Annotated in this window: 11 protein-coding genes; 6 read left to right on the forward strand and 5 right to left on the reverse strand. The window is 37.0% G+C overall.

Going from position 1 to position 11,783, the window contains the following annotated elements; all coding sequences use genetic code 11:
• Window positions 1-39: 39 nt before the first annotated feature.
• On the forward strand, window positions 40-873 hold the full coding sequence (locus MHB44_RS04795; RefSeq protein WP_341301773.1) for a TetR/AcrR family transcriptional regulator: 834 nt from the start codon (window positions 40-42) through the stop codon (window positions 871-873).
• A 48-nt stretch (window positions 874-921) separates the two neighbouring features.
• Here MHB44_RS04795 and MHB44_RS04800 read toward each other — a convergent pair whose 3' ends face one another.
• Together MHB44_RS04800 and MHB44_RS04805 are read right to left on the reverse strand one after the other, a co-directional pair.
• Window positions 922-1,692 (reverse strand): protein kinase, encoded by a 771-nt coding sequence (locus MHB44_RS04800; protein WP_341301774.1) that lies wholly within the window; start codon window positions 1,690-1,692, stop codon window positions 922-924.
• On the reverse strand, window positions 1,692-1,871 hold the full coding sequence (locus MHB44_RS04805) for a hypothetical protein (protein WP_341301775.1): 180 nt from the start codon (window positions 1,869-1,871) through the stop codon (window positions 1,692-1,694). The genes MHB44_RS04800 and MHB44_RS04805 overlap by 1 nt, the downstream gene beginning before the upstream one ends.
• A gap of 892 nt (window positions 1,872-2,763) precedes the next feature.
• Here MHB44_RS04805 and MHB44_RS04810 point away from each other — a divergent pair.
• Window positions 2,764-4,941, forward strand: a complete 2,178-nt coding sequence (locus MHB44_RS04810) for a methyl-accepting chemotaxis protein (RefSeq protein ID WP_341301776.1) — start codon at window positions 2,764-2,766, stop codon at window positions 4,939-4,941.
• 65 nt (window positions 4,942-5,006) lie between these two features.
• On the opposite strand, the gene rnjA is transcribed toward MHB44_RS04810, so the two are convergent.
• Window positions 5,007-6,674, reverse strand: coding sequence for a ribonuclease J1 (rnjA, locus tag MHB44_RS04815; RefSeq protein WP_341301777.1), 1,668 nt, complete (start codon window positions 6,672-6,674; stop codon window positions 5,007-5,009).
• Window positions 6,675-6,679: 5 nt separating this feature from the next.
• Window positions 6,680-6,889: a DNA-directed RNA polymerase subunit epsilon gene (locus MHB44_RS04820; RefSeq protein ID WP_341301778.1), complete on the reverse strand. Its 210-nt coding sequence runs from the start codon at window positions 6,887-6,889 to the stop codon at window positions 6,680-6,682.
• 436 nt (window positions 6,890-7,325) lie between these two features.
• Here MHB44_RS04820 and MHB44_RS04825 point away from each other — a divergent pair, with 436 nt between their 5' ends.
• Together MHB44_RS04825 and MHB44_RS04830 are read left to right on the forward strand one after the other, a co-directional pair.
• Complete coding sequence (locus tag MHB44_RS04825; RefSeq protein WP_341301779.1) at window positions 7,326-8,096, forward strand: Cof-type HAD-IIB family hydrolase; 771 nt, start codon at window positions 7,326-7,328, stop codon at window positions 8,094-8,096.
• 121 nt (window positions 8,097-8,217) lie between these two features.
• A complete protein-coding gene (locus tag MHB44_RS04830; RefSeq protein WP_341301780.1) occupies window positions 8,218-8,514 on the forward strand; it encodes a hypothetical protein in 297 nt (98 codons plus the stop codon).
• Window positions 8,515-8,723: 209 nt separating this feature from the next.
• Here MHB44_RS04830 and def read toward each other — a convergent pair whose 3' ends face one another.
• Window positions 8,724-9,281, reverse strand: a complete 558-nt coding sequence (gene def / locus MHB44_RS04835) for a peptide deformylase (protein WP_341301781.1) — start codon at window positions 9,279-9,281, stop codon at window positions 8,724-8,726.
• A gap of 392 nt (window positions 9,282-9,673) precedes the next feature.
• On the opposite strand from def, the gene pdhA reads away from it, so the two are divergent.
• Both pdhA and MHB44_RS04845 read left to right on the forward strand, forming a co-directional pair.
• Window positions 9,674-10,789: a pyruvate dehydrogenase (acetyl-transferring) E1 component subunit alpha gene (gene pdhA / locus MHB44_RS04840; RefSeq protein ID WP_341301782.1), complete on the forward strand. Its 1,116-nt coding sequence runs from the start codon at window positions 9,674-9,676 to the stop codon at window positions 10,787-10,789.
• Between the two features lie 3 nt (window positions 10,790-10,792).
• A complete protein-coding gene (locus MHB44_RS04845) occupies window positions 10,793-11,770 on the forward strand; it encodes an alpha-ketoacid dehydrogenase subunit beta (protein ID WP_004224734.1) in 978 nt (325 codons plus the stop codon).
• The last annotated feature ends 13 nt before the right edge of the window (window positions 11,771-11,783 follow it).

Raw genomic sequence — 11,783 nt, forward strand, 5'->3', positions numbered from 1 at the left:
TCATTTGTCAACGAAATGCATTAGGAGAGAATTAAAAATATGTTAAAAAAGCAATTAATTATGGAGAAAGCCTCAGAACTCTTTTCTGAGCAAGGATTTGAAGCTACTTCTGTCCAGCAAATTACAGAACGTTGTGGGATCTCAAAGGGTGCGTTTTATTTGTCCTTCAAAACAAAAGATGAGCTTATGATGTCGATAGTGGACTACTACTTACAACAATTTATCATAGATATTGACCAAGTAGTCAAATGTGCGTCTAACAAAGAAACAATATTGGTTGAATTTTATAAAAGTATTTTTCAGGCATTTAAGGAACATTCTGCATCAGCACGTGTATTTCTGAATGAAAAGGCCTTTATCGTAAAAAAAGAGCTATTTGATAAAATAACAGCCTATGAAGCAGAGATGTCGACATCAATTATTTACATGCTTGAACAGCTTTATGGGGATGAGCTTCAAGACACAAAATATGATGTGATGTACTGCATCAAAGGATTTATGAAGAGCTATGCTGAGCTTTTTATTTTTTCAGATATGCCTCTGGATTTAGAGCAATTAGCCAAATCTTTAGCAGAAAAGACAGATATTATTGCACGTTATACGACAATTCCTTTTATTACAGAAGGTTTTGTGTCATTGATTGCGAAACCCTATGAGCAGGAAATCACAAAGGATGCTTTGCTGCAATTAATGGAGCAAAGCACAGACCTTACAGAGGATTCTATTGAAAGAGAATCCCTTGAGCTATTAAAGCAACAAGTAGAAAATCCGACTTATGGTAAAGCCATTATTAAAGGTTTAATTGAAAATCTACGTGCAGACCCAGCCTATAACTGGATTGCTTATGTAAGTGCAAAATACTTCCATATTTGAGTAGCAGAATCGAATTGTTCACCCTGTATTAGTGAACAATTCGATTTTTTAGTATGGCATAGAATGAAGAGCCTCAGATGCATTCGGAAAAGGCTCTTGAATCCAGAGTAATCGTTCGAGAAAATCTTTGACTTCAACTGGCAAATTTAATTCATGCTGCCAGGCTTTTTCTTTTTGGCTGCTTGGTTCATAGTTGGAATAAAGTAAAAACAATAAAAAATGACCAACAAAGTAAAGATCACTAATGTGGTTTTGTGCTTGTTTAGGATTGTCAATCGTCGTAAGATCAATATTTCTTTTGAAAGTGGTAGCAAGACCAAAATCAATAATATGCAATTGCTTATTGACTAGTAAAATATTAGGAATACGTAAATCTCGATGTACAATACCATGATTGTGTATAGCAATAATTTGTGTTAAAAGCTGTTTGGTAATAGCGAGTGACTGTGTCCTAGTAAACTTTGTGCCATTTTGAAAAATAAGCTGTTCGAAGGTTTGCCCATTGATATAGTCCATGATAAAAAAGGGCAGACCTTGAATCGTTCCTGTCATATGAATAGACGGAACGTAGGGCAGTGATAATTGCTGCAATATATCACTTTCCTGCTTAAATTTAGCAATCGTTTTCTGATGGCGACGATGTTTAGGGCGCAAGCATTTTAACACAAATTGTTGTTGAGAAGAGCTTGCTTCAATTAGATAAGCACGACCATATGAGCCGTAGCCAAGGAATGCTTTAAATGTAAAATCTGAATGCTCTACTATAAAACGTTGGACTGTTTGATCAAAGTTTTTTTCGAATAAATGTTTCCACCACATTAGCTACTAAAGAAACTTCTCGAGCTGAAAAAGCTACGTGAACTTTTACGTGACTTACGTTTATAGTGCTTATGCCCATAATAATTATGCCGTTGGGAATAGCTGCGACGGCTGCTCGATGAAGAATAACGACGTTTGGATTTCACGTTGAGTAGAGAATGAAGAATTTTATCCAGCATAAAAACGCTCCTTTTGATGTTGATAGTACTATATACGCAAAACTAAAAAAGAGGTTTCAAAAATAAACAAGTTGTATTCAATTTTGTTTAATTTAGTCTTGGATGTTTTATTACTTTTTGGCGAACGACAATAAAAAATGTTTGTAAAAGTAGATAGGAGGAAATGAATGCTTGCAAAATCAGTTTTATCAGAGGACGGATAAAAAACAATTCGTAACAAATCGATTGAGCTTTGTGAAGACTTTTGTTCTGCTAAAACATAGGAAAAATGCTGGGTATGATTGTTTAATAACGGGGAGATTCCTGTTTACAAATCACACACTGTAATTACTTATTTAGAGGGAGTAGATGATTATCAAAGTAACGACACATTTAAAAAAGTAAATAAGAAGTTAGGCGACCAACACCAATAAAGAAAGACTTCAACATGCTTCCAGATTCACTGCCATCGCTGGTGTAATGTTTGTTGTAGTAAGTGTGATTACTTCATTGAAGTGGGGTGCTGTGGGAAGTATCGATATTTTACAGAAAAAAGAGAGCAACTACTTTAGATACATCATAATAAGATGCTTGTGATAAGAATAAAGCGAGCATTTTAAAATAGCAGGACTACTTTTGTTAACAATAGAAAAATGCTAAAGCGCTGTTAAGTCAACGCTTTAGCATTTTTTATGAAGGAGGAAAGAGTTTCATCATTGAAAAATAAGATTCAATCTTATTTAGTGGTAACTAATCACTTTGTCATAAAATAGTGCGATTATTTTCAGAAAGTTCTTTAAAAATATTTATTTGATATGTTATATATGCTATCATTTGTTCATTATTTCAATCGTTTTTAAAATGATTTAGATATTTCGTGTTAGTTTATATTACATAAAAAGGAGTGATTAATATGAATTTATTTAGATGGACATCAATAAAAGAAAAAATACATTTATGGTGGAATTATCAGTTGAATAAAAAAACGCTAAATATGAAAGAGGAGGTGTTTGTAAGTATTGCGAAAACAAGAGTAGATTTACTGACTAACTGGGCAAATGATCGATGGCTCTCACTCGAAAATAGAGCACAGGTAATTATTCAAACCCCACCGTCCTTGCTTAACTCTTTTTTACAGGAATCAAAAGAAAAAAGTACATATTTTACAGAACTATTTTTAGTGAATGAGGAATTTATTGTATTCGCATCCAGTTACATAGATCATATTGGTCAACAATATGATGTTTTACACAAGCAAATGTTAACAAAGGCAATTCATCAGGTAATAACAACTAAGCAGCCCTTATTATATGGACCATTTATTGACCCTCTAACCGAGAAAATCGGTGCTAGATCCTCTCGCTTTCATGATGCAGTGACCTTATTATTTTTACAACCAGTTTTAGATCATGAACAACTTCATAGCGTATTAGTTGCACGTGTACCTAATGATGTTTTAGGCGATTTGATACAACGTGAGGCTGGTCATATCTATCCATTATCAGGTGATAACTATTTGTTTATGGCTTCCTCAAAGTTTGATGCTTCTATATCTGCTGGCGTAGCACTTTCGCGTAGTCGATTTGAGGACGGCACCTTTGCCCCTGGTGCTAACTTAAAGTCGGGTATTGAGACGAAACATGGACATAAGGTTGAGGTAAGCAATCATACAGAGCTTGAATTATTGTTTATAAATCCTGCCACTAAAAAGCTACATGCAGGAATCACTAGTACAATCCAACATGGCCAACATATAAATGTTCATTTTCCGGGCTATATTGATTATCGACATGTACCAGTTGTAGGTAGTGGAAGAATTTTTCGATTGCCGCATTCTCCAGATGAATGGGGCATTATGTGTGAAGCAGATTTACAAGAAGTATATCATGAACGATCGATTGGCTTTCAATTAGCAAGTAGCTTTTTAGCCTTTATATTAATGAACATTATCCTTTTTCAATTATTATTGTGGTTGCAGTTACCAAGTAGTCTAATATTTTGTATGCATATTGTCTATGGTGCTATAGGGGCTTGGTATTTTGTCAAAAAGCGTTTAGCACCCATAACAACCAAGCTGGAGAATATGACAAAAATGGTACAAAAGATTGCTGAGGGTGCTGGTGATTTAACGATTCGTACACCAGAAAGCATGCTGACCCGTGATGAAGTTGGTGATATGGCTCGGGCTTTAAATAACTTTGTTGATAGTCAGGGAGGGTTATTAGCAAAAGTGCAAAGCTCTTCAAGTGATGTTGAGATCACTAATCAAGAATTACAAAATCGCACAATGTATGTAGAAACAGATTCACTGATTGTTAAAAAACACATGCAAGAAATGGACACTGCCATTCAAGATCAGCTATACAATGTTCAACAAGCAATGGGACATATTGAAGAAATTCAGGAAAAAATAGACACTATAGAAGTAGGGGCAGAGAAGCAATTAAAATTAGCTCAACAGCAGGTAGCGGATATTAATAAGGAAATGACAAAAGTTGTCGATAAAGTACAAGCTACATCTCAACTTACTGTTACATTTCAACAGGCAGCTGATAGTATTAGTGGTGTTGTCTTATCGATTCAGGCCATTGCTGAACAAACAAATTTGTTAGCGCTAAATGCTTCTATCGAGGCAGCAAGGGCTGGTGAGCATGGGGCAGGCTTTGCAGTGGTAGCAGAGGAAATACGCAAGCTATCCATGCAAACCAAAAATGCCACAGAAGCCATTCATAGTACATTGCGACTTATTGAAAATAGTTCAACTGCTATCCAACAATCTATTAAAGCCAGTAGTGTTGAGGTGGAGCAAGGTGCAAACTTTATAAGTGGTGTACATGCTATGCTGATGGAGCTATCGTCTACTACAACCAAAAATCACGAAATAGAAGAAATGAAAAATATAATCCACTCTATCGCAACGAGTAGTGAAAAAAATGTGGATATTGTTGCTCAAGTATCACAAGCAGCTGAAAATATGATGAATCAAATAAAACAAGCTCGCTTTGATTCTGAACGTGCGTCCTTTGTGATTGGCAGATTGGCTCATGCAGTATCAAAATTTAAAGTCAAATCAGAGGAAAATAACCTATAAAATAAGAGAAGCTATCTGAGCAATGATGTCAACATAACTGTTCAGATAGCTTCTCTGTTAGAATATTAAATCTCCATAATAATCGGTAAGATCATTGGTCGACGTTTTGTTTTTTCAAATAAATATGGACCTAAAACATCTGTAATTTCATTTTTTAGTTCTGTCCATTGAGGTGTTTTGTTTTGGATTGTTTCATTTAGGTGACGATTAAGCATTTTTTGTGCTTCATTAATCATTGTACCTGATTCACGCATATAGACAAAGCCACGTGAAATAATATCAGGACCTGAGACAATTTTTTGATGTTCCATATCAACACTTACAACAACAATAACTAAGCCTTCCTCAGAAAGTATGCGACGATCACGCAACACGATATTGCCGATATCGCCAATACCATTCCCATCAATGTAAATATCACCAGATGGAATACGGCCAGCTACATGCGCTTCATTGGCACTCAATGCCAGTACATCACCATTTTCCATAACAAATGTATTGTTAATTGGTACATCGCAATCTTCTGCTAGATGTGTATGCATTTTTAACATACGGAATTCACCATGGATAGGCATAAAGAATTTAGGCTTCATTAAACGAAGCATTAATTTTTGTTCTTCTTGTGAGCCATGTCCAGATGTATGAATATTGTTTAATGCACCATGGATTACTTCTGCACCAGCACGGAACAATAAATTAATAATTTTATTGACGCTCACCGTATTGCCTGGAACGGGCGATGACGAAAAGACAACTGTATCGCCAGGCTGTATTTGAATTTGACGATGTGTACCATTGGCAATACGTGATAGGGCAGCCATTGGTTCACCTTGAGAGCCTGTACATAAAATCATGACTTCGTTTGCAGGAAGGCGATTAATGCTTTGGGCATCAATAAATGTATCCTTCGGAGCATTAATATAGCCGAGCTCGCGGCCAATGGTAATGGCATTATCCATGGAACGTCCGAAGACAGCGATTTTTCTGCCGTATTTTATAGCAGCATCTGTTGCTTGCTGTAAACGATGAATGTTTGACGCAAATGTTGCAAAAATAATACGGCTATCCACCTTACGGAAAATTTCATCAATACTCTTGCCGACCGTACGCTCTGACATAGTGAAATTAGGCTTTTCAGCATTTGTACTATCTGATAGTAAGCAAAGTACGCCATCTCGTCCAATTTCAGCCATCTTTGTTAGGTTGGCTGGTTCGCCCACTGGTGTAAAGTCAAATTTAAAGTCACCTGTGTGAACGATATTACCAGGAGGTGTTTTGACCACAATTCCATATGCATCAGGAATACTATGTGTTGTTCTAAAGAAGCTAACCGATGTTTTTCTAAACTTAATGACATCCTCTTCTTTAATTTCAATAAGCTTTGTTGTACGTAATAGGCCATGCTCTTCTAATTTATTACGTAGTAAGCCAAGTGCAAGCTTACCACCATAGACAGGGATATTTACCTGACGTAAAAGATAGGGAATACCACCGATATGATCCTCGTGTCCATGTGTAATAAACAGTCCTTTGATTTTATCGACGTTGCGTACTAAATACGTATAATCTGGAATAACGTAGTCGATGCCGAGTAAATCATCTTCTGGAAATTTTATGCCAGCGTCAATTAAAATGATTTCATCTTGAAATTGAACGCCGTAAGTGTTTTTGCCGATTTCGCCCAGTCCGCCGAGTGCGAAAACAGCTGCTTGGTCATTTTTAACAAACTTCATGTTTGTTAAATTTCCTCCAAGACGAAGTTCGCACTTGCTTGCTCGTACTCTAAATAGTTACCTTCAAGCAGTTGAACGAACTCGATGTTGTAGTTACGGTCTTTTAGCTTTTGACGTACTTCGCGTTCTGAAGCAGCTTCAAGGTATAGACTTTTAGTATTTTCGCGAACTGGAATTTCATTTGCATTTTCTTGATAATAAACTTTGTAAATCATAGTTTGCTCTCCTTTAATTGCGTACAATTTTCTTGCACCATTGACTACTACCACACACGTGCTACAAGAAAACAATGAATTTCTTTAACAGAAGAAATATACATTTGTAATACTTGTATCTCAATGCTTCAACTGTGCACTATGTTTTAAAACTAGATAGGAAGCAGTGAGACAGTGGTTGTGTATAGCCAAATAAATGCATTTCCTTTATATTATCATGCAGTTCCTCTAAAATAAAGAAAAGCCCTTCAATATTTGAAGGGCAAATGTTAGGCAATTGACTTTTTTCCGAGTATGCCGCGAAGTTGCTTCAACAGTTTCCGTTTTAGTTTCTTCATCATGGCACATCACTCCTTAGGATCATTATAATAGAATTTGCACTCTATGTAAAGTCATTTACCTTGAATGAATAATATTTATAGAGAGGGATAGTAAAATGAGTAAAATTTTATTTTTTGATGTAGATGGTACACTTTATAATAGTGAAAAAAAACTACCTGCATCTGCAAAAGAAGCTCTTCTGGAAGCTCGTCACAGGGGCTATGAACTCGCAATTGCTACAGGACGTGCACCATTTATGATTGAGCCCTTATTAGAAGAGTTGGCTATAGATACGTATGTTACCTTCAATGGACAGTATGTTGTCTATAAAGGTGAGGTTGTCTATACAAGTGGTATTGAAAAAGAGGAGTTGACTAAAATCATTGCCTTTGGTGAGGCACGTAATGAGCCTGTAGTATTTTTAGATGATAAACGTATGATTGCGTCTATTGGCGACCATAATATGGTAGCGGAAAGCTTAAATACACTTAAATATCCGTATCCAGTATTAGACTCATCTTATTATATGCATAATGCTGTCTATCAAACACTGATCTTTATGGAAGAAAAAGATGAGCCCTTATATTGCGACGCGTTCCCAAATGTCCAATTTGTGCGCTGGCATCGTTATTCTTGTGATATATTGCCAAAGGGCGGCTCAAAGGCACTTGGTATTGAAAAGGTTCTTGAGAGAATGGGTGTTACATTTCAGGAGGCTACAGCTTTTGGAGATGGTATCAATGATATTGAGATGCTGCAAGCGGTTGGTACAAGTGTTGCGATGGGAAATGGACATGAGCGTGTAAAGGAAGTTGCGCATCATATTGCCGATCATGTGGATCAGGACGGACTCGCCAAAATAATGCGTAAGCTAGCTATTATATAAATGAAACTTCAGTTAGTAGGAGTCTTAACTGCTGGATAAAAATTAAAGAAGCAACTAGTAGCAGTTTACCAGAGGACTGACCCCAGCACAGGTGAGCAATAAAGAGCGACCTTATCCCTATATGATTTTTAAAAATATGGAGGCATTAGGATCGATATCAACAAAGCAAGTTGTCAAAATTGGTGATACAACCTCAGATATAAAGGAAGCCTTAAATGCAGGTGTCTGGGCAGTGGGCGTGATTATTGGTAGCTCTGAGATGGGACTTTCTGAAGAAGAATTTCATGCCTTGACTTCAGAGGAACAGCATCAGGTCATTGAAAAAACAAAACGTATATTTGAGGAAACGAGCGCTCATTATACGATTGAAACGATGCAAGAGCTATCAGCATTGATTGATGTTATTAATGCAAACTGATGGATAGTGTTAATAAAGTAGCGGATAGAATATTTAAAGTGATGGATAGCCTCAAAAGAAGTGGATAGAATACCTGAACTGGTGGATAGCCCTAATAAAGCAGAGGATAGAGCGCCTAAAGTGATGGATAGTCTTACAAAAGTCACGGATAGCTAAAACACCAGCAACCTTGGCAGAAGTAAAATTATAAACTGCCAAGGTTGCTGTATTTAGTCACGCTCATAAGGGATGGAATTTGGAATTTCTGCAAATGGGTTTTTTTCATTGATACGGTCGTAAAACATAATACCGTTCAAATGATCTAACTCATGTTGAAAGGCGATGGCAGGTAATCCTTTCAGGCGCATTTTTTTCTCTTCACCATCAATTGTTTTAAATTTTACTGTAATGCGAGCATAACGTGGTACATATCCAGGAACATTACGATCAACAGAAAGGCAGCCTTCTCCTGCTGACAAATATGTACTTTCAACGGAGTGGCTTACAATTTTGGGGTTGATAGCGACAAAGCTTAATTGTTCACCGTTTTCATCTGGTAAATGCAGAGCAAACATACGTTGTAAGCTATTGACCTGATTAGCCGCTAAGCCAATGCCACTACGCAGATTATATTCCTCCGCTATTTCAGGATCTTGGCTGTTGATTAAATATTGAAGCATATCTTCTGCAAGCTGTCTTGTTTCATCTGTCAGAGGGAATTTAACCTCTTCCGTTTTGATGCGTAAAGTCGGATGACCTTCGCGGACAATATCATCCATTAAAATCATAATAATCTTCCTTTCAACTTTGTAGTGCCTTACATATAAGTATACATCACGTCTGAAAACAATCACATGAAAAAAGAACTTATTTGAATATACTCAAAATGTTTTTCTAATGCTATTAGATTTTCAAGAATAGGGTATTCTACTAGTGGAATAGCCATAGGTAAACGTAAGAATTATAAGGTTTAAATAAGTTGTTATAATACAGATTTAAGATATTATTAGTACAGTATAGGACAGTGGAGTTGAAGTGCTATTTTAGAGAAAATCTTTGTTTATAGCCATAATATATGATTGACCGACAGTATTTTATTCAGTATACTGGGTGTCAAGAATAAGTTGTACTAGTTAAAAAGGTGATTTATTTTAATACAGCTGAAAGGGAGATGTGACAAATGAGCAAGAAAAACAATAATATTTTTGATGCTAAACAAACGCTAACTGAAATCGAAGATAAGTTTGAAATGTTTCAAATTTTGAATGAAGAAGGCGAAATTATAAATAAAGAGGCAGATCCGAAATTATCAGATGAGGAACTTGTTGAGTTAATGACGCGTATGGTTTATACACGTATTTTAGATCAACGCTCAATCTCACTAAACCGTCAAGGTCGTTTAGGCTTCTATGCCCCTACAGCAGGTCAGGAAGCATCTCAGCTTGCCTCACACTTTGCATTAGAGCAAGAAGATTGGATTTTACCAGGTTACCGTGATGTACCGCAAATCGTATGGCATGGCTTACCTCTTGAAAAAGCATTTTTATTCTCACGTGGTCACTTCATGGGGAATCAGGTTCCTGAAGGTGTAAACGTTTTAGCTCCACAAATTATTATCGGTGCACAATATATTCAAGCTGCTGGGGTAGCACTTGGTATTAAAAAACGTGGGAAAAAAGCTGTTGCAGTAACTTATACAGGTGACGGTGGTTCTTCTCAGGGAGACTTTTATGAAGGCATTAACTTTGCAGGTGCATTTAAATCTCCAGCGATTTTCATCGTACAAAATAACCAGTATGCAATTTCAACACCTCGTGAATTACAAACAGCTGCGAAAACGATTGCACAAAAAGGTGTAGCAGCAGGCTTACCAAGTATTTTAGTAGATGGAATGGATGCGCTTGCAGTTTATGTGGCAACTCGCGATGCTCGTGAGCGCGCGGTGAATGGTGAAGGTCCAACATTAATTGAAACAATGTGTTACCGTTATGGTCCTCATACAATGGCTGGGGATGACCCAACTCGTTACCGTACTTCTGATACAGATAATGAATGGGCTCAAAAAGATCCTCTAGTTCGCTTCCGTAAATACCTAGAAGCAAAAGGTTTATGGGATGAGAAGAAAGAAGAGACGGTAATTGAGCGAGCAAAAGAAGAAATTAAAGAAGCAATCAAAAAAGCAGATGCTGCTCCCAAACAAAAAGTAACAGAGTTAATGGAAAACATGTATAAAGGCGAAATGCCATCAAATCTAAAAGAACAGTATGAAATCTATAAAGAGAAGGAGTCGAAATAACCTATGGCACAAATGACGATGATTCAAGCAATTACAGATGCACTTCGCACAGAATTAAAGAATGATGAAAACGTTCTTGTATTCGGGGAAGATGTAGGTGTCAACGGTGGGGTATTCCGCGCGACAGAAGGCCTACAAAAAGAATTTGGGGTTGACCGCGTATTTGATACACCATTAGCAGAATCAGGTATTGGTGGCTTAGCAGTTGGCCTTTCTCTTCAAGGATTCCGTCCAGTTCCTGAAATTCAATTCTTCGGTTTCGTTTATGAAGTAATGGATTCAATCAGTGGCCAGCTAGCACGTATGAGCTACCGTAGTGGTGGTGTATACAATGCTCCAGTAACAATCCGTTCACCATTTGGTGGTGGTGTGCATACACCTGAAATGCACTCAGATAGCTTAGAAAGCTTAATGACAGCACAACCAGGATTGACAGTTGTTGTTCCATCAACACCATATGATGCAAAAGGTTTACTTATTTCTTCTATTCGTAATGACAACCCAGTTATTTTCTTAGAGCATTTAAAACTATACCGTTCATTCCGTGAAGAAGTGCCTGAGGAAGCATACGAAATTCCGCTAGGAAAAGCGGATGTAAAACGTGAAGGTACTGATTTAACAATTGTTGCTTACGGTTTAATGGTTCATGAAAGCTTAAAGGCTGCAGAAGAACTAGAAAAAGAAGGACATTCTGTAGAGGTTATTGACTTGCGTACAATTCAACCAATTGATGTGGAAACAATTATCGCATCAGTTGAAAAAACAGGTCGTGCAATCGTTGTCCAAGAAGCGCAAAAACAAGCAGGTATCGCTGCAAATGTAGTAGCAGAAATTACAGAGCGCGCAATTTTAAGCTTAGAGGCTCCTGTTCTTCGTGTGGCTGCACCAGATACTGTGTACCCATTCCCACAAGCTGAAGGTGTTTGGTTACCAAACTACAAAGATGTAATGGAAACAGCGAAAAAAGTTTTAACATTCTAATAAAGCTTCTAAA

The organism is Lysinibacillus sp. FSL H8-0500, assembly GCF_038051955.1.
Taxonomy (GTDB): domain Bacteria; phylum Bacillota; class Bacilli; order Bacillales_A; family Planococcaceae; genus Lysinibacillus; species Lysinibacillus macroides.